Source organism: Catenulispora subtropica (assembly GCF_039531675.1).
GTDB classification, from domain to species: Bacteria; Actinomycetota; Actinomycetes; order Streptomycetales; family Catenulisporaceae; genus Catenulispora; species Catenulispora subtropica.
Genome location: NZ_BAAAQM010000044.1, coordinates 73,083 through 93,193, shown reverse-complemented (window position 1 = coordinate 93,193; position 20,111 = coordinate 73,083). Strand labels below are relative to the sequence as shown.

Below are 20,111 nucleotides of genomic sequence, written 5' to 3'. Positions count from 1 at the left end.
CGCCCCGGACGCCGCGGTGCCCGCCGCGCAGCCCCGGGCCGGCGTCGCGGCGGTGACCGTCAGCGGCGCGGTGCCGAACCGGTTGGTCAGGCGCACCCGCACCTGCGCGTTCGCGCCGCTGCCGTAGGTCGTCGGGTGCACGGTCTGGCGCACCGTCTGCCCCGGGAACAGGGAGCCGCCGCCGGAGGCCGTCGCACCGACCGTGGGCGTCGCCGCCCACGCGCCGAGCCATGCCCGCCCGAAGTCGTTCAGCGGCCACACGCCCACCGCGCCCGACGGCGCCCCGCCGCCGAACAGGGAGCTGACATCGGCGGCCGACAACGCCCGCTGATAAGCCCGCACCCCGCTGATCTCACCGCTGAACTGCGCGTTGAACGCGCCGCTGAGCTTGTCCCGGCCCAGGGCGAACGGGCCGGTGGCCGACCACGGGTTCGCGTGCGCCTGCGTCCCGATGAGGGTGCCGTTCACGTACAGGGCCATCGTCGAGGTGCCCGCGTCGTACACGGCCACCAGGTGCGCCCAGGCGTTGCCGGCCGCCGGGGTGGACGACTCGACCGCGTCGGCGTTCCAGCCGCTCGCGTCCGCGGTCGGCATCGCGAACTTCCAGGTACCGGTGCTGCTGACGTACAGCATGAACGCGCCGGTCGTGGTGCCGTCCTGCGTCGCCACGACGCCGTTCACCGCGCCCGGGGCGGGCTTGGCCCACGCCGAGACGGAGAAGCTCTTCGTGGTGTCCAGGACCGCCGCGCCGGTCTTCGCGACCTGACCGGCCTGCCCGGAGAACACCGCGGCGCCGCCCCGGTCGGTGCTGAACCCGAGGTTGCCGGCCAGCGTCAGCGGGTGGCCGCCGCCGGAGGTGTCGGCGCTGGTGGCGAGGTTCGCCGTGGCCGCCGGGCGCACGCCGACGGCCAGCACGTGCAGCGCCGCCGGGCAGGTGCCCGGGACCATCGTCGGGCCCGGATACGGCAGGGTCACGCTGTCCAGCACGCCGCCGGGGTCGGCCGGCAGCACCAGCAGGTACAGCCGGGTCGGCGTCGGGTCCTTCCCGCTCGTGGTGTTGCGGTACGGCAGCGTGTAGGCCGCGGTCTGCGCCGTGCCGGTGATCCAGTCCGGGATGCCCGACGTCGCCGGGCTGTCCGGCGCGGGCAGGCCGTCGGCGTAGCCGATCGTCGCGCCGGAGGGCGGGGTCGCGCCACAGGTGCTCGCCACCAGCAGCCCGACCGCGTCGGCCTGGATCCGCTGGGCCGGGTCCAGCGTGATGGTCTGGCCCATCGCGACCACGTTGTCCGCGACCGTGGCGCCGCTTCCGTCCTTCACGGCGTCCGGCATCGTGAAGTTCATGCCGGACAGCGTGAACGCGGTCCCCGGGGCCAGCCCGGCCGCGGCGAGCGCCTGCTTGGACAGCGAGGCGCCGGAGCCGACCGCGCCGCCGACGTCGCCGTTGGGGTTGCGGCCGCCGAAGTCCATGTCCGCCGCGGCCGTGGCGGTGTCGTCGCTGATGCCGTGGTTGTTCATGGCCGCCGCGAAGCTGGGGAACGCGACGCCGTTGACCGGGGTGGCGCTGAGATAGTCCACGCCGCCCTGGTATTGGAGCTTGGTGGAGCTGTTCGCGGTCGCCGGGTCCGTGCCGGTCACGGTCAGCGTCAGCTTGTGCTTGCCGGGCTTGAGCCGCGTTCCGCCGAGGGAGACGTGGGCCGTGGCGAGCGCGGAGGCGTAGCCGTTGAACGGCGCGGCGTCGGCGCGCAGCGGTGTGCCGTCGACGTCGAACGTCAGCTTGCCGTAGTCGGTAGCCTTCGAAAGTCCGACCCCCAGCGCGTAGTAGGCGTCCAGGCCGGTGGTGAAGGAGAGGCTGAACTTGTCGCCGACCTCACGGCCCGCCAACAGCACCTGCTTGCCGCCGGACCAGGAGTCGGGCGAGAAGTTCTGCACCGAGGTGGCCGGGGCGGGGGCCGGGGACGGGGCGGAGGTGGTGATGGTCACCGCCGCCGTGTCCTCGGCCTCGAACTTCACCGGTCCGGCGTTGTAGTTCGGGGCGATGAAGAACTCGTACCGGGTCGCGGTCGCGGACATGTTGTGGGCCGCGTCGAAACTCTTCACCCACAGCGTGTGGTGGCCGACGGCCAGGCCCGCCGGGACGGTGAGCGCGGCCTTGCCGCCGCTGTCGGAGATCAGGCCGTACCAGGCGCCGCCGGCACTGCGCTGGCTGTCGTAGGAGCAGGTGTCGTTGGTCAGGGCGTCCATCGCGCCGCCGGAGTCGATCGCGTAGGCGTAGCCGACGGTGTTGCCGTTGCCCGCGTTACCGAGGACGAGCTGCCCGTTCACGCCCTGCGGCGGGCCCCAGACCGGGTTGCCGCCGGTGTCCTTCGGGTAGTCGAAGCTCTTCACGGTCGGCGAGGGCATGGCCTCGTTCAGCACGGTGAAGGCGTGGGTCGGCGCGTTGCCGATGGAGGCGGTGTAGTTGCCGTCGTTCTCGCCGGCGGCGTTGGTGTAGGCCCAGGACGGCGGCGCCGGGTCGTTCTGCGGCACGTTCTCCACGGTGGTGCGGAAGCTGTAATCGCCGTTGGGATAGGTGCCGTAATTGGTCTGCCAGGATCCGTAGGCGCCCGAGGAGGTCTGCACCGGGGCGTAGTTCCAGTTCCACGAGATCCTGGTGCCGCTGGAGTTGAGGACCTCGAACCAGTACTTCAGGGGCAGCGGGCTCGGGTTGTTGTCCCAGGCCACGGCGTTGACGGTGAAGTTCGTGTTGTTCGTGACGTAGGTCTTGTTGTTGCAGGTGAACTCACCGGACACGTACTGCCCGCTCGGGGCGCCCGGAGGGTAGTCGTAGTCGATGTCGATGTGCGGGTTGTTCCAGAACTTCTTCCACTGGTTCTTGTCCCCCTCGTTCGGCGCGTGCAGGCCGAAGGAGATGGCCGGCCAGTTGTACCAGATGGCGTCCTGGATGCCACTGGTCACGTTGAACCCGATCTGGGCCGCCGACTTCGGGCACGACGAGTTGCCGCCGGCGTCCGAGCTCTGCGTGTCCAGGTCCCGGTCCAGCGGACCGGGCCACGTGGTGCTTCCGGTCACCCAGCCGGCCTCGCTGATCGTCGTGGGCTGCGCGGTGCAGCCGCCGACGTGGTCCTGCGTGAGGTAGAACCAGGCGCTCGTCAGGTTGGGCTTGACGCCGTTGCGCGGTTGGACCCCGTCGATGTTCATGTCGAAGTAGGTCCGGAAGACGTCGTTGTTGCAGTCGCTCCAGCCGCAGTAGCCGACCCGGGTCTCCGAGCCGCTGTTGTAGGTGCTGTCGAAGCCCTTGGTGGAGATGCTGATCCAGTAGCTGTTCCAGCCGGTGAACCAGGGGTCGATGAACACCGGGTACTTCACGCCGGGGCCGGTGAGGGCGCCGTCCGGGGCGGTGAGGGTGACGTCGACCTCCGAGGAACCCGCCTTGGCGGCGGCCGCCTTGGGGGTTTCGGCCGACGTCTTCAGCTTCGCGACCTTCCCAGAACCCTGGTTCATCGGGGACGGCTTGTCGGAGGCTTCGCCGGACGAGGTCGAGTCCCACATGGTGGCCGCCGGGGCGTGGAAGGCTTCCCGGCCTCGGGCATCGAGCGCGGTCAGCCCTCCGTCGGCGTCGGTGCGGACCGTCACGTCGGTGCCGGTGACGCGCAGGCGCACCGCCTTCAGCGCCGGGTTCGTGGCGGCGGTGGCGTCGTGGACGACCAGGACCTCGCTGTAGGCGGTGTCGGTCGCGGTCAGGACCAGGTCCACGCCGGGCAGAACGTTCGGGTATGTGGCGGCCGGACCGTCGAGGACCGGCGCCGGCAGGGGAGCGGGCCAGGAGACGGAGATCTTCTCGTCCCCCTTGGCGATCGTGACCGCGGGCCCCGAGCCGCCGCCGGAGAAGACCGCGCCGCCGGACGCGGCCTTCGGGCCGACGGTGCCGTCGGCACGGCGGACCAGGGTCGTGTCGACGGCGGTCCATGCGCCGTTCTGTTTCACCCGCACCGGGCGCGCGTAGGTCTCGTAGCGGTAGCTGCCGTCCGGCTTGACCAGCACCTGGCCGGTCTCCGTGGTCAGCGAAAGGATCGGCTGCTCCTTGCCGCTGGACTTCGCCGCGGCGGCGGCCGCCGGCTCGTCGGGGGCGAGGGGCTTGGTGTTCGGCGCCGAGGGCGCCTTCGGCGCCGTGGCGGACGCCGGGGCGGAGGCGGGAGCGGACTCGTGGGCGGACCCGGGAGAGGGCGGGGCGGCGTGCGCGGACGGAGCCGCGACCGCGACGGCCGTGACCGCCGCGAGCAGGCCCAGACTGGCGCGCACGCGCGCCCCCGTGCGGGAACGTCTCATCTTCAACAAATTCCTCGGATATAGGCCGGGCCAGCCGTGGTCCGGCTGGCGCGGGGTCAGGCTAGCGGCGCGTAATTCGGCCGAACAAATATCGCGCAAATGTCACCAACAAAGCTCTAACAAATCACCAAGATCACGGCGTGGGCCTGGGGGTTTTCCGTGTTAAAGGCGTTCTGTGGGGCGTTGTCGGCTGCTGTTCGCGTAGCTAGTATCGGCCTCGCCGAAGTGGCGAAAGTGTCCTTTTTATCCCCAACGATCGGGAAACTCTCGTGATTTCTCCAGGAAGTCGGCCCGCACATTCCCGCGGGGTGCGGGCGGCGGCCGTGCTGACCGCCGCGGCCCTCGCGGCGGTGCTCGGCCAGCAGACCGGCGCCCAGGCGGCGCCCGGCGGTGGATGGCGGCCGCAGCCGCCGCCGGACCACCGGATCCCCAGCACGCCGTTCGTGCCGCAGCGGGCCCCGGTGGTCCGGGGCGGACTGCCGGGCGGCGGCGCGGTGCCGGCGCCGGTGTGGCCGGCGGCGGCGACGGCCGACCTGACGGTCGGGGCGCCCGACTCGGCGACCGCGCGGACGGCGGGCCCCGATCAGCCTGCGAAGACGCCGCTCACCCTGCGCGCCGCCACCGGATCCGCCGCGGGCCGGCCGGCCCGGCCGGCCCCGGCCGGTGGCACGACGGTTCACGTCCGCGTGCTCGATCACGCCGCGGCCGCCCGCGCCGGGGTGACCGGTGTCCTGCTGGCGATGACACCGGCCACCGCGGCGCCGGTCGACGCCACCGTCGACTACTCCGCCTTCCGCACCGCCGCCGGTGCCGACTTCGGCAGCAGGCTGACGCTGGTCCGGCTGCCGGAGTGCGCGCTGACCACCCCCGACCGGCCCGAGTGCCGTACTCAGACCCCGGTGCCCGGAACAGCCAACGACACCGGTCGCCACACCCTGACCGCGAGCCTCCCCCTCACCGCCTCCACGACCCTGCTCGCCGCGACCACCCAGGCCTCCGGCCCCGGCGGCTCCTTCACCGCCACCTCGCTAAGCCCGACCGGCACCTGGGCGGCCGGCGGCTCGACCGGCGGCTTCACCTGGACCTACCCCGTCGCCGTGCCCGCCGTCGCGGGCGGTGTGGCGCCGCAGGTCGCACTGTCCTACTCGTCCAACGTGGTGGACGGGCGGACCGGCACCACCAACAACCAGTCCTCGTGGATCGGTGAGGGCTGGGACTACTCGCCCGGCTTCGTCGAGCGGACCTACCGCACCTGCTCGTCGCTGACCGATCTGCCGGTCGCCTCGCAGACCGGCGACCAGTGCTGGGCCGGGCAGATCCTGACCATGAGCCTCGGCGGCCGCTCCACCGTCCTCGTCTACGACGACGGCACCCACACGCTGCACGAGCAGAACGAGTCCGGCGACCGCGTCGAACTGCTCACCGGGGCGTCGAACGGTGCCCGCGACGGGGAGTACTTCAAGGTCACGACGCCCGACGGCACCCAGTACTTCTTCGGCCGGAACGGCGGCCCCGGCGCGGGCGCGCAGAACGCCACCAACTCCACCTGGACCGTTCCGGTCTACGGCGCGCACTCCGGCGACCCGTGCTACTCGTCCTCAGGGTTCGGATCCTCCTCCTGCACCCAGGGGTGGCGCTGGAACCTCGACTACGTCGAGGACGTGCACGGCAACGCGATGCTGTACACGTACACCCCCGAGACCAACTACTACGGGGCGAACGGCGCCACCACCGGCACCGCCTACACCCGCGGCGGCACCCTCACTCGCATCGACTACGGCCTGCGCGTGTCCGGCGGTTCCGTCTACGGCGACCCCGCCGCCGGCCAGATCGTGTTCACCGTCGCCGAGCGCTGCACCCCGGACGCCTCGTTCACGTGCGACCCCGCGCAGATGGCGGCGAACCCGACCAAGTGGCCGGACGTCCCGGTCGACCAGCTGTGCGCCGCCGGCGCCACGTGTTCCACGCACGCCCCCACCTTCTGGTCCACCAAGCGCCTGGCGAACATCACGACCCAGTACCGGAACGCCGCCGGGGCCTCGGTCAAGGTCGATTCCTACGACCTCGCTCAGGCCTTCCCCTCCGACGCCGATCCCGAACTGTGGCTCTCGGGCGTCAGCCGCACCGGCTATGACGCCGCCGGCACCGCGCTGGCCGCCCCGCTGCCGACCACGTTCTACGGCCAGGCCATGGTGAACCGGGTGCCGAACGTCAACGGCCTGTCCGGCATGCCGCACTGGCGGCTGACCTCCGTGTCGACCGACATGGGCGGCGTCGTGAACGTGTACTACAACACCACCTGCGCCCAGGCGTCCTTCCCGCAGGACCCGTCGCAGAACACGTCGATGTGCATGCCGACCTACTGGTCCCCGCCGCACTACTCCGACCCGATCCTCGACTACTTCGCGAAGTACGTCGTCTCCGAGGTGGACGAGCAGGACCCGAACGGCCTGACCCCGGTCAAGAAGACGTTCTACACCTACACCGGCGATCCGGCCTGGCACTACGACGACAACGAGGTCGTCAAGCCCGAGAACCGCACCTGGGGCCAGTTCCGCGGCTACGGCGAGGTGCACATCAAGACCGGCAACCCGTCCAACGGCGAACAGCTCACCGACACCGCGACCAAGTTCCTGCGCGGCATGGACGGCGACACCCTGCCCGGCAACGGCAAGCGCAGCGTCAGCGTCACGAACTCGCTGAACGAGACGCTCACCGACGACAACGCCCTCGCGGGATCCGAATACGAGAAGACGCAGTACAACGGTGACGGCGGCGCGCGCCTGAGCCGCACCCTGACCACTCCGTCGGTGCTGGCGACCACGGCGACGCGGGCCCGCAGCGGCCTGCCCGCCCTGACCGCCACCGTCGTGCGCCCGGTGAAGGCCCGCACCATCGCCGACCTGGCGGCCGGAGGCGTGCGCACCGCGACCCGCGTGAGCGGGTACGACGCCGTGGGCCGCGTCATCAGCGTCGACGACAGCGGCGACGGCGTCCCGGAGCTGTGCACGACCACGGCGTACGCGGACAACACGACCACCTGGGTGCGGAACCGCGTCTCGGAGACGGTCACCGCGCAGCAGGCGTGCCCCGCGCCCGGGACCGCGCTGGGCACGGCGCTGTCGGATTCCCGAACGTACTTCGACGGCTCCTCCACCCTGGGCGCGCTGCCGGGGGCGGGCGACCCGACGCGCGCCGACCAGCTGAACAACGGCGCGTTCTTCACCTCCGCGACGACGACGTACGACGCCCTCGGCCGGGTGCTGACCGTCGCGGACGCCCTGGGCCGTACCACGTCCACGGCCTACACCCCGGCCGGCGGCGGTGTGCTCACGCAGAAGGTCGTCACCAACCCCCTGGGGCAGAAGACGACGACGGTCCTCAACCCGGGCCGGGGCACGACCGCGTCCGTGACCGACATCGCCGGCCACGTCAGCAGCGCGACCTACGACCCGCTCGGCCGGACCACGCAGGTGTGGCAGCCGGGGCGGACGCAGGGGCAGGCGACGCCGAACCTGACGTTCACGTACGCGATCCAGGCCAAGTCGCCGCAGGCCGTCATCACGAACCAGTTGGTGGACTACGGGACCGGCACGAACTACGTGACCTCGGCGCAGCTGTACGACGGTCTGGGCCGCACGGTCCAGACACAGAAGGCGGCGGCGGGCGGCGGTTCGCAGGTCTCCGACACGTTCTACGACGGCCACGGCTGGACCGTCGACTCCTACGACCACTACCTCATCCAGGACGTGCCGAGCACGACGCGCCGCCAGGTGCAGCCGTCGGCCGTGGACAGCCGCACGGTCACCGGGCACGACGGGAGCGGCCGGGTCACGGCCACGACCACGTACCGGGGCAACGTGAAGGTGAAGTCCGGTTCGACGGTCTACGGCGGTGACCGGGTCACGGTGTTCGCGCCGACCGGCGGCACCACGCAGACAGTGGTCACCGATGTGCGCGGGCACACCCAGGAGCTGGATCAGTACACGAGCCAGCCGACGGTCTCCGGCACCGTGGTCAGCGGCGGCGTCGCGCAGGCGACGAAGTACACGAACGACGCCTTCGGGCGGCCGCTGAGCATGACGTCGGGCGGCGGGACGTGGACGTTCACGCTGGACACGCTCGGCCACCAGATCGCGAACACGACTCCCGACGCCGGGCGAACCAGCACGGTGTACGACAACGCGGGGCAGGTCCTGTCGACCACGGATGCGCGCGGGCAGACGCTGGCGTACACGTATGACGCGGTCGGCCGGCGGACGGCGGAGTACGCCGGTTCCACCTCGGGGACGAAGCTGGCGTCGTGGCTGTACGACACTCTGCAGGCGGGCAAGGAGACGAACGAGACCCGGTACACCGCGCAGGGGAACTACGTCACCGGCGTGAGCTCCTATGACGGCCAGGGCAACGCGCTGGGGCAGGTCACGTCGATCCCGACGACGGAGACCGGGCTCGGCAAGAACTACCTCACCCGCTACACCTACAGCAGCACCGGGCTCAACCTGACGGTGACTCCGGCGGTCGTCTCGGGCATGCCCGGGGAGACCGTGACGAACAGCTACGACAACCTGGGGAACCCGATCGGCGTGCGCGGCACGTCGGTCGTCGCCACGCAGGCGCTGTTCGGGTACGGGAACCCGTCGCAGATCACGTACGGCGGGGCCACGAACAACGCGTACCTGGGCCTGACCTACGACCAGCAGTCGCTGCGGGTCGTCGAGGCGGCTCTGAGCGCGCAGCTGCCGGTGCCGCAGCTGGACGACACCAAGTACGGGTTCGACGACTACGGGCACCTGACCTCCGTCGTCGACACCCGCGGCCCGGCCGGCAGCAGCCCGGTGGACGCGCAGTGCTTCGGCTACGACGCCTTGGAGCGGCTGGGCCAGGCCTGGACCAGCGCGGCGGCCGACTGCACGAAGGACCCGGCGGTGCAGGGCAACGCCGTCGTCGGCGGGCCCGACGCGTACTGGACCACGTGGACGTTCGACGGGGCGGGCGACCGTGCGTCGCAGACCTCGCACCTGCTGCCCGGCGCCACCGGGTCGGACCGGACCACCGCCTATACCTACAACACCACCAACGGCGGCCACACCCTGACCTCGACCTCCGGCGACGCCGCCGGACCGACCTCCTACACCTACGACAAGGCGGGCAACACCCTCACCCGCGTCCTCCCCTCCGGACAGCAGACGCTGGACTGGAACGAGGAGGGCAAGCCGGTCAAGGCCACGACCCCGACCGGTATCACCTCCTGGGTCTACACCGCCTCCGGCTCGGAGCTGCTCCGCCGCGACCCGGCCTCGGTGACCCTGTACCTGCCCGGCCAGGAGGTGACCCGCGACACCGCGACCGGCACGCTGACCACCAAGCGCTACTACCAGCTGGGTGCGACGCTGGTGGCGGTCTCCGACGGCACCGCCGCCGGCACCGACTACCTGACCGGCGACCAGCACGGCACCCAGCAACTGGCGGTCAACACCACCACGCTCGCCCTGACCCGCCGCTCCCTGGACCCCTACGGCAACCAGCGCGGCACCGTCTCCGGCGGCGCCTGGCCGGACAACCACGGGTTCCTGAACAAGGCGGTCAGCACCGGCACCGGCCTGGTCGACGTCGGCGCCCGCGAGTACGACCCGACCACCGGGCGCTTCATCAGCGCCGACCCGAAGCTCGACTCCAACGACCCGCAGTCGATGACCGGCTACGCCTACGCCGACAACCGGCCGACGGCCGACAGCGATCCCAGCGGCCTGATGCTGGCGCCGGTCGGCGACGGCAGCGACTGGTCGGACTCGGCGGACAGCTCGATGCGGGACAGCTGGTGGGACGATCCGGGGTCGAACCCGCAGGTGATCCCGACGTGGCACGACACGAGCGGGTCGGGGAACAACTTCCCCGGGGACCGGTGGATGGACGAGGACAGACCGCGCCACTACTGCGACGGCTGCGAAGAGCTGCCGCGGCGGGTCCTCTCGGGCGACGAGCAGGACAAGGTCCAGCCTCCGGACGACACCAGCGGCAACAAGGACCTGGTCAGCCGGCTGACCGTGGTCCTCAGCGAAGGTGCTGAGACGGATACGACCACCGTCTGGGGGATGTTCATGAACAACACCAACACCCCTTACAGCGAGGGCGTCGCGACATCGGAGAGTCTGAGCCACACGTTCGCGAAGATGATGGGGGCGGGCTTCAACGCCGACGGCAAGATCTTCAAGGTCAGCGTCAACGGCAACCTCCAGTGGAGCGACACGGACTCGTCCACCACGACGAAGAGCCTGACCGTCAACGTCGAACCGACCAAACCCGATGAATACATCGGCTTCTCGCCCGCGGGCTGGAGAACGAACTACCGCACGTACTACACGTACAAGGACGGAACGACCACCTCCAAGGACTGGACCACCTTCGACATCAGGGGAGTCACGAAGAACTACTACAAGCTCAGTTACAAGCCGGCGTCGTGGGACACCGCGCTGCAGATCATCCCGCCCGACCCGTCGGCGCCCGCGGTCGGGGGCGGCGACCCCGCCACCACCATCGTGCCGGGTCTGTGAGCATCAGCGAACAGTGACCGGTCACGGGCCGGGCGAATGAAGAGGGCGCCTTCCCTCCGGAAGGCCCCCTCCTTCCACCGACCGGATCCGCCGACCGGCCTCAAGACGTTTTCAGAAGCTAACATCGAACATCTGCTCGGCGCGTGTGACGGCCGCCGACTCGGTGCAGCAGTCCCCTCCTCGTTCTCCAGGAGTAGTCAGAGTGTTGCGATTCGGCGTTCTCGGTCCCATCGAAGTGCACGCCGAGGGGCGTCGTGTCGACGTTCCGGGGGCGAAGCTGCGGGCGCTGCTGGCCGTGCTGCTGTTCCACGCCGGGGAGGCGGTGCCGCCCGGGACGCTGCGGCAGGCGCTGTGGGGCGACCGGCCGCCGGCCAGCGCGACCGCGTCGTTGCAGAACCATGTGGCGCGGCTGCGGCGGCTGCTGGACGCGGCGGAGAGCGGACAAGCGCCGCAGGACGGGGCGGGCGGGGAGGACTGCGCCGCCCGCATCGACGCCGTCGGCTCGGCCTACCGCATCCGGGTCGCCGAAGGGGAACTGGACGCCGCGGTGTTCACGCGGCTGGCCGGGTACGCGCGCCGGGCGCGGCAGGCCGACGACTGGCCCGCGGTGAGCCGGTGGACCGCGGAGGCCCTGGTGCTGTGGCGGGGGACGCCGCTGGCCGACACGCCGGTGGAGCTGCTCGGGCCGGCGGTGCGGGAGCTGGTCGAGATCCGGCTGGAGACGCTGGAGTGGTACTTCGACGCGGCGCTGAGGTCGGGGCGGCAGGAAGGGCTGGTGTCCCGGCTGACCAAGGCCGCCAGCGAACACCCGCTGCGCGAGGGGCTCCACGTCCAACTGATGGAGGCGTTGCACCGGGCCGGGGGCCGTGCCGAGGCGCTGGACGTCTTCCGGCGGCTGCGGCGCGCGCTGGTCGACGAGTTGGGGATCGAGCCGTCGGCGGTGGCGCGGGAGATGCAGCGGCGGATTCTGGCCGCCGACTGTGACGCTGACTGTGACGCTGACGGTGGCGCGAGAGGGGAGGCGAAAGGGGAGGCGGAAGGCCCCGAGCCGGAGGATCCCCTCACCCCGGAAGCCGCCGCGAACGCCGGCCCGCCGGGCGAACCGGAGCCGGAACTCGCGGATCAAGATGCTGCGAGCCCCAGTCCCGGGAGCGGAGGCCCGGGAACGGTCGGCTCGCAGAACACTGTCGCCGGGCCTGTGGGCGAAGCCACCGAAGAACCGCCCGTGCCGGCGCACCTGCCCCGCGACGTCTCCGGCTTCACCGGACGCGACGCGGAGACCGCGCGGCTGCTCACGGCGGTGCGGGAGACGACCCCCTCCGCCTCCCCGCTGATCTTCAGCGTCGACGGCATGCCCGGTGTCGGCAAGAGCGCGTTCGCCGTCCACCTGGCGCACCGCCTCGCGCCGCACTACCCGGACGGGCAGGTCTATCTCACGTTCCAGGGCCACACGCCCGGCGCGCAGCCCATCGCGCCCGCCGACGCCGCGGCCGCGCTGCTGCTCCAGGTCGGCGTGCCGCCCGAACGGATCCCGGCCGATCCGGCGGCGCGCGCCGGGCTGTGGCGTGCGCGGCTGGTCGGCAAGCGGATGCTGCTGCTGCTCGACGACGCCGTGAGCAGCGAGCAGGTGCGTCCGCTGCTGCCCGGCGCCGGGGCCGGCGGCTGTCTGGTGCTGCTGACGAGCCGGCGGCGGCTGATGGCGCTCGACGACGCCGTGCCGGTCACCCTCGACGTGCTCAGCGCCGCCGACGCGGCCCGGCTGTTCGCGACGCGGGCCGCGCGCCCCGGGGTCGACGCCGAGGATCCGGACGTGCGCGAGGTGGTGCGGCTGTGCGGGCGGCTGCCGCTGGCGGTGCGCCTGATGGCCTCGCGCCTGCGGCACTACCCGGCGTGCAGCGCCGCGGATCTGGTCGCCGACCTGGCGGCGGCCAACCGGCGGCGGATGACCGCGCTCAGCGCCGAGGACGTCTCGGTGTCGGCGGCGTTCGACTGTTCCTACCGCGACCTGGCACCCGAGCGGCAGCGCCTGTTCCGGCTGCTCGGGCTGCCGCCGGGCGACGACATCGAGCCCTACGCCGCCGCGGCGCTGAGCGGCTTGGAGCCCGCCGACGCCTGGCGGGCCCTGCGCGACCTGGAGGAGCGGCATCTGGTCGAGGAGCCGGTCCGCGGCCGCTACCGCATGCACGACCTGATCCGGGAGCACGCCCGCGGCCTGGCCGCCGCGGACGAGCCGGACGTGCGGGACAGCGCCGTCCGGCGCCTGCTGCACCACTATCTGATCACGGCCGTCGCCGCCGACCGGATCCTCGTCCCCGGCGGCCACGGCGACCGCCCGCAGCTCCCCGGCGACCACCCCGGCTGCGCCCCGCCCCTGTGCGACGAGCACGAAGCAGTGGCCTGGTTCAGCGCCGAGGCGGCCAACATCGTGGCGCTGGCCGAGACCGCCGCCGCCGACCACCCGGCGGAGACGGTCGCGTTGGCGACCGTGTTCCACGAGTTCTTCCGCGGACGCAGCCAGTGGGGACCGGCCTGGACCCTCAACCGGCTGGCGCTGACGGCGGCACGGCGGATCGGCGACGTCCGCGGCGAGGCCGCGACGCTGCTGCGGGCCGGCGTCCTGCGGCGCTACACCGGCGCCTTCCGTGACAGCCAGAAGGACCTGATGCGGGCCCGGGAGATGTACCAGGCGCTGGACGAGCCGGCGGCGCAGGCCTGGGCGCTGGCCGAGCTCGGCGACGTCCGGCGGGTCCTGGGCGAGTACACGGCCGCCGAGGCGGACCTGGAGGAGGCGCACGCGCTGTACGAGCGCCTGGGGGACAGGACCGGCCGGGCGAAGACCCTCGTCACCCGCGCGCACATCCAGCAGATGCTCGGCGAGTACGCGGCCGCCACCGACAACCTCGGCACGGCCCTGCGCCTCTACCGCGAGGTGGACCACCGACCCGGCCAGGCCACGGCTCTGGCCCACCTCGGCGACCTGAACCAGTCGATGGGCCGCTACTTCGCCGCCGAGGAGATGCACCTGCGCGCCATCGATCTGTTCAAGGCGATCGACAGCCCGCTCGGCCAGGCCAACTCCCTGATCGACATGGCCTACGTGCAACGCATCACCGGCCGCTACTCGGCCGCCGAGGAGGCCCTGACCACCGCCGTCGACCTGTTGCGCGCCGACTCCACTCCGCTGGCCACCGCGACCGCGTTGCTGCACCTGGCGTGCGTCCGGCTGGCCACCGGCGATCCGGCCGCCGCCACCGCGCTGCTCGCCGAGTCGCTGGTGGTGTGCCGCGCGGTGGGCAGCCGTCCCGGCGAGGCGCGGGTGCTGCTGCACTGGGGCGAGGTCGACCGGACGCTCGGCAGGCTCGGGGAGGCGCGTGGGCACATGACGCGGGCGCTGGAGATGTTCACCGAGCTCGATGACCGGGCGGGGCAGGCGGAGGCCCACAACATGCTCGGCTTCTTGCTCCTGGCCGGGGACGCGGAGGAAGCCGGCGGCGCCGGTGCCGCCGCCGACGGCGATCCGGAACGCGCCCGCACGCACCACGCGCGAGCGCTGGCCCTGGCCGAAGCCATCGGCGCCCCGCTGGAGGAGGCCAGGGCATTGGAGGGCATCGGTATGTGTCACTGGCGGCAGGGAAGGCCGGAGCTGGCACGGCCGGTACTGCGGGCGTCGCTGGGGATCCACCGGAGGCTGCGGGACGCGGAGGTGGCGCGCGTCGAGAAGCGGGTGCGGGAGGTGGGGTGAATCCTGCTCCGGCCAGATGAGTCCCGGCGGTTCCAGACGTCCGTGGCCGGATGGCGCTGCCTGGTCCGGCGCTGTCGGCCAGGGCCGGAAGCACTGGACGGGAACTCAGACCCCGCCGACGAACCGGTCTGAACAACCGGAAGCCATCAGAACCACCACCGCCGCCGAGAGCGATGCGGCTGTGCGCGCACCGCCGCGTCGAGCCGGAACGCCGGCCATTCGCGACCCCCGTTTCGCGGCCTCGGCGGCCGCGTTCGTCTGGAAAACGCGGCCCAACCTGTCAGCGGCGTCGGAGATCCCGGGAGCTTCACCGCTCGATAGCATGCCGAGGTGATCGACTACACGGGGTTCGCTGATCGCCTGGCCGCTTGTCCGGATCGTGCGGCGCGGTGGGATCTGCTTCGGGACGTGCAGCGGGAGTGGGGATTCGTCGGGGCCGGGAACGTGTGGACGCCGCGTACCGAACCCGTGACCGAGACCTTCGAAGACCTCTACGACGAGTTCGAGGGCTTCGACGAGGCCGACGACGACCACGGCTACGCCGCGGTCGTGCCGGCGGCCGTCAACGAGTACTTCGCCATGGCGGAGAACTCGTTCCGGCAGGCGCCGCGGCTGTACTGGACGCATCCCATGGACCGTCCATGCCGTTGGCCCACCGCGCGCGACGTGTTCAGGTTGCGGAAACACGGCATCGCCGAGGCGTCGATCCCCCCGTTCCACGGCGAGTTCATGAGCGAATACGAGGCCTGCTTCTCCTGGGGGTACCGCGAGTCCGAGGCGGCCGCCGACGACGACCCGCCGGTCTACGTCCTGAATTCCTCCCGCCTGACCGGGGAGCTCATCGAGGACCTCGCCGAGGGGCCCGACGACCCCGAGAACCAGCTGCGGGTGGCGCGCTCCGTCACCGAGTGGGCCCTGGCCTTCGTCCTGACACGCCTTCCGTTCTCGTCGCAGTACCTGCTGGGCAAGCTCGAGGACGAACCGAACGCCGTCGACCCGAGCCTGTTCGACCACGCCGCCGTCGCCCGGCATCGCGTCAAGGACATCGGCGCGCTGACGGAGCGGCAGCGCTCGGTTCTGGAGTCCTCGTTCCCCGAACTGGGCCTGCTGTTCTGGCACGACGCCGGCGGCGGGCGCCTGCGCGGCGGTCGCGACGTGATCCTGCGGCAATGGAAGGACGGCGACTTGTTCGGCTCCGACTACGAGCTCAGCATCGCCGCCCGGACCCCCGAGGCGATGGACGCGGCGCTCGCCACAATCGGCCTGGAGGAATGAGCACGCGCCTCTCGAGACCGGATGTCCCGCGAGGGGACGGTTCGGAGACGGATTCCGCTCCTGGGCTTTCGCCTGGTTAGCACGAGCCGAAGCTCTCAGGCCCGGGCCGGAGCGCCGAAGCGGTCCAGCCTTGCCCTACCTTAGGGACGTTATAGTTACGAAGTATCCGTTTCCTGCGCACCGAGAGGCGCGTGGGAAAGCATTCCGGACCGAAGTCATGGCGTCCAGCGATTTCCGCCTTCGCCGGCGAGTCGGCGCTCCAGGTCCGCCAGGATCGACGCGGTGGTCGTGGCCCCGAAGCGGGTCGCGCCGAGGTGGTGCAGCGCCAGCAAGGCGTCCAGGGTGCGTACGCCCCCGGCGGCCTTGACCTGCACCGCGCGGGAAACCGTGCGCCGCATCAGGGCGATGTCGGCGGCGGTCGCCCCACCGCCGGCGAACCCGGTGCTGGTCTTGACGAACGCCGCGCCGGCTGCCTCCGCGGCCTGGTAACCGGCGACCTTCTCCTGGTCCGTCAGGTAACAGTTCTCGAAGATGACCTTCACCGGACGTCCTTGCGCGGCGTGGACGACGGCGGCGATCTCGTCCTGGGTGAAGGCGACGTCACCCCCGCGCAGCCGGCCGATGTCGATCACCATGTCGATCTCCTGCGCGCCCGACGAGACCAGGTCCCCGGTCTCGAAGACCTTCGTCGCGGTGGTGCCGCCGCCGTGCGGGAAGCCGACGACCGTGCCGACGGCCACGTCGCTGCCGCGCAGCGCCGCCGCGGCCGCCGCCACGTCGGCGGGGCGCACGCACACGGACGCCGTCCGGTGCTCCAGGGCGACCGCCAGACCCGCCGCCACGTCGGCCGGGGTCAGCTCGGGCCGCAGCAGCGAATGGTCGATCATCTTCGCCACCTGGTCGCGGGTGGGCAGCGGGCCGGTCCAGCGCGGGACGTCGATCGTCGCGGCGGCCATGGGCTCTCCTCGGGGGTAGAATGGATCTGTCTATACAGTCTATACAGATGGGGGATGGAGCTGGTCATGGCAGCCTCGCAACCGCTGTACGAGCGCATCGAGAGGCACCTGCGCCGCCGCTTGGACGCCGCCGTCGACGGCGACCCGTTCCCCTCCGAACCGCGCCTGGCCGAGGAGTTCGGCGTCTCCCGGATGACAGTGCGCGCCGCCTTGGCGCGCCTGGAACGTGACGGCCTGCTGGAGCGGGTGCCGGGCCGCGGCAGCTTCGTGCGCAAAGCCGCCGCCGAGAGGCCGGTCGGCACCCTGCTCAGCTTCCACGACCAAGCCGTGGCCGCCGGGCGCACGCCCCGGTCCCGCGTGTTGCTGGCCCACGTGCGCCCCGCCTCGCCGCACGAAGCCGCCGCCTTGTGGCCGGACGGCGCGCCGCAGCCGGCGGAGGTGGTCGCCATCAGCCGGATTCGGCTGTTCGACGACCTGCCGATGGCCGTCGAACACGCCACGTTCCCGCCGCGGCTGGACGCGCTGCTCACCACCGACCTGGAAACCGGGTCGCTGCACAACGCCCTGCGTCGCCTGGGGGTCCAGCCGACTCTCGGCTCCTCGGTCCTCACCGCGCGCATCGCCGGCGACGACGCCGCCGAACTGGGCGTCACCCCCGACACGCCGATGCTCGTCGAGACCCGGTCCGTCCGCGATCAGAACGGTGATCCGGTCGAGTACACGGTCAGCTCCTACGTTGCGGACCGCTTTGCGTTGAGAGTCGAGTTCGCGGTCGTCAGCCGTTAAGCCAGTCCTCTTCCGTTCCCTAAGGGTTCAACCTCCGAAGGCGCGGACGTCACGTCATCTGCCTACGTTCCTCAAGGCTGACCGAAAGAGGAGCGCATGGAGACGACCGCCGCGGTACGGGGACAAGGGATCACCAAGTGCTTCGGGGACGTCGTCGCACTCGACAACGTCGACCTCGACGTGGCGCGGGGCCAGATCCACGGGCTGGTCGGGCCGAACGGGGCGGGGAAGACGACGCTGCTCGGTCTGCTTCTGGGGCTGGCGGTCGCCGACGAGGGCCGGTTGGAGATCCTCGGGACGCCGGTCGGGCGGGCGCTCGCGGCGCCGGACGGCATCGCGGGCTTCGTGGACGGCCCGGGGCTGTACCCCTCGCTCACCGCTCGGGGCAACCTGACCGCGCTGGCCGGACTCCGCTCCCGCGACGTGCGGGCGGCGGGCGTCGATGAAGCGCTTGAGCAAGTCGGGCTGACCGAGGTCGCCGACGACAAGGTCCGCGGATTCTCGCTCGGGATGCGGCAGCGGCTCGGGCTGGCCGCCGCGCTGCTCACCAAGCCACGGCTGCTGATCCTCGACGAGCCTTCGAACGGATTGGATCCGGCCGGCAAGAAGCATGTGCACGGCGTTCTCAACCGCCTGGCCGCCGAGGGTGCCACGGTCGTGCTGTCCAGTCACCGTATGGACGATCTCGAAGCCCTGTGCTCGGAGGTGACGATCCTCGCCACCGGCCGTGTCGTCTTCTCCGGGCCGCTGGCCAAGCTCTCCGCGGAGAACCGCGAACTCGACTACCGGGTCCGCACCCCCGATCCGCGGGCCGCCCGCCGAACCGCTCAAGGAACGCCCGGTGTGACCGTCGTCGAGCCCTCGGGAACCGGGATGCGACAGGACCCTGAGGTGGTCGTGGTCCGCGCCCTCGTCCCCGCGCTGGACGAGCTCGTGGTGCGGCTCGTGCGCGACGGCGTCGCAGTGCGCGAACTCGCCCCTGTGGTCTCGCCGCTGGAGGCCGCGTTCCTGGCCCTCACCGAGCAGCCCGAGCAGGAGCGGGCCCACCAGCCGGAGCGAACCAAGGAGCAGGCCGCCTCATGACCGCGACCCTCGACCAGACCCCCGTCGCCGCCGAGCCCGCACCGGCCCGCCCGGTCGCCGTCTCCCGCGCCTACCGCTTCGAGCTGGTCAAGCTCTTCTCGCCCTGGCGGGTCCGCCTCCTGGTCCTGGCCTGCCTCCTCGGTCCCGGCGTCGCGGTCTTCGGCATCAAGCAGCAGAGCACGCTGCCCTCGGACACCCTGTTCGGCCGGTGGGCGCACGCCTCCGGCTGGGCCGGTCCGCTGGTGACCCTCGGCTTCGCCGGCACGTGGGCGCTGCCGCTGCTGACCTCACTGGTCGCCGGCGACGTCTTCGCGGCCGAGGATCGGCTCGGCACCTGGCGCCACCTGCTGGTGGCCGTGCGCTCGCCGCGGCGGATCTTCGCGGCGAAGGCGCTGGCCTCGGTCACCGTCATCCTGCTGCTGGTCGTGGCGCTGGCCGCCTCGGGCGTCGCCGGCGGTCTGCTGGCCGTCGGGAACAAGACCCTGATCGGCCTGGACGGCCATCCGCTGTCCGGCGGTGACGCCGCCGGGAAGGTGCTGCTGGCCTGGGCCTGCGTGGTCGCGCCGACGCTGGCGCTGGCCGCCATCGGCCTGCTCGGGTCGGTCGCCCTGGGCCGCTCGCCGATGGGGTTGCTGCTGCCGGTGGTCGCCGCGCTGGCGATGCAGCTCGCACAGATGCTGCCCCTGCCGGTGCCGGTGCGCCTGGCCCTGCCGGGCTACGCCTTCATCGCCTGGAACGGGCTGTTCACCGATCCGCAGCAACTCAGCCCACTGCTGATCGGCATCGCCGTCAGCCTGGTCTGGGCGGTCGTCGCGACCGTGCTGGCGTACCTGTTGTTCCTGCGCCGCGACTTCACCAACCTCACCGTCGACAACGCCGGGCGCCGGGTGCTGACCCTCGGCGTCGCGCCGCTGGCCGCGCTGTTCGCGGTGACGGTCGGCGTGGTCGCCGCCGCTTCCGGGACCACCGGCTCCGGCATCACCCAGGAGAAGCTTCAGAGCTCGCTGGCGGTCGAGTTCGCCCATCTGTACCGGCTGCAGGAACAGGAACTGCACCGGCCGCCGGTCACCGAGGCGCAGTTGCACACCACCGCGGCCTGTAACAAGGGCGACGGCCTGGCCGCGCCCGACGGGCCCGGCAACGACTGGCGCTGCACCGTGACCTGGCACGTCCCGGGAGTCGCGATCACCGGCTCCGCCGTCTACCAGCTCGACGTCACCGCGAACGGCCGCTACATCGCCGACGGCGACGGACCCAAGGAAGTGAACGGCTACTTCCTGCTGCACACCCCCGACGGGGACGCCCCTAACCCGTTGTGGCAGTTCGACGGCAACGTCGACCTTCTTCCTTCGCACTAGGTCCCAACCCACAACAAGAAGGAACGCCTCC

General features: G+C 71.7%; 8 protein-coding genes. 6 read left to right on the top strand and 2 right to left on the bottom strand.

Translation table 11 applies throughout. From position 1 onward, the window contains the following. The coding region (locus ABD466_RS31180) for a LamG domain-containing protein (RefSeq protein WP_344660785.1) at positions 1-4,326 on the bottom strand (4,326 nt) is incomplete at its 3' end. A gap of 308 nt (positions 4,327-4,634) precedes the next feature. Here ABD466_RS31180 and ABD466_RS31175 point away from each other — a divergent pair. The 3 genes from ABD466_RS31175 (at position 4,635) to ABD466_RS31165 (ending at position 15,897) form a co-directional block, all read left to right on the top strand. Next, positions 4,635-10,880 (top strand): RHS repeat domain-containing protein, encoded by a 6,246-nt coding sequence (locus ABD466_RS31175; RefSeq protein WP_344660784.1) that lies wholly within the window; start codon positions 4,635-4,637, stop codon positions 10,878-10,880. Positions 10,881-11,082: 202 nt separating this feature from the next. Continuing rightward, on the top strand, positions 11,083-14,622 hold the full coding sequence (locus ABD466_RS31170) for an AfsR/SARP family transcriptional regulator (protein WP_344660783.1): 3,540 nt from the start codon (positions 11,083-11,085) through the stop codon (positions 14,620-14,622). 330 nt (positions 14,623-14,952) lie between these two features. Then, on the top strand, positions 14,953-15,897 hold the full coding sequence (locus ABD466_RS31165; protein WP_344660782.1) for a hypothetical protein: 945 nt from the start codon (positions 14,953-14,955) through the stop codon (positions 15,895-15,897). Between the two features lie 215 nt (positions 15,898-16,112). Here ABD466_RS31165 and deoC read toward each other — a convergent pair whose 3' ends face one another. Further along, positions 16,113-16,853: a deoxyribose-phosphate aldolase gene (deoC, locus tag ABD466_RS31160; protein WP_344660781.1), complete on the bottom strand. Its 741-nt coding sequence runs from the start codon at positions 16,851-16,853 to the stop codon at positions 16,113-16,115. Positions 16,854-16,919: 66 nt separating this feature from the next. Between deoC and ABD466_RS31155 the strand changes: the two genes are divergently transcribed. The 3 genes from ABD466_RS31155 to ABD466_RS31145 all read left to right on the top strand — a co-directional run bounded on the left by ABD466_RS31155 (position 16,920) and on the right by ABD466_RS31145 (position 20,080). Then, positions 16,920-17,639, top strand: a complete 720-nt coding sequence (locus ABD466_RS31155; RefSeq protein WP_344660780.1) for a GntR family transcriptional regulator — start codon at positions 16,920-16,922, stop codon at positions 17,637-17,639. Between the two features lie 96 nt (positions 17,640-17,735). Further along, entirely contained in the window at positions 17,736-18,722 is a 987-nt protein-coding gene (locus ABD466_RS31150; protein WP_344660779.1) for an ABC transporter ATP-binding protein, read from the top strand. Then, entirely contained in the window at positions 18,719-20,080 is a 1,362-nt protein-coding gene (locus ABD466_RS31145) for an ABC transporter permease (protein WP_344660778.1), read from the top strand. The genes ABD466_RS31150 and ABD466_RS31145 overlap by 4 nt, the downstream gene beginning before the upstream one ends. Positions 20,081-20,111 lie beyond the last annotated feature (31 nt).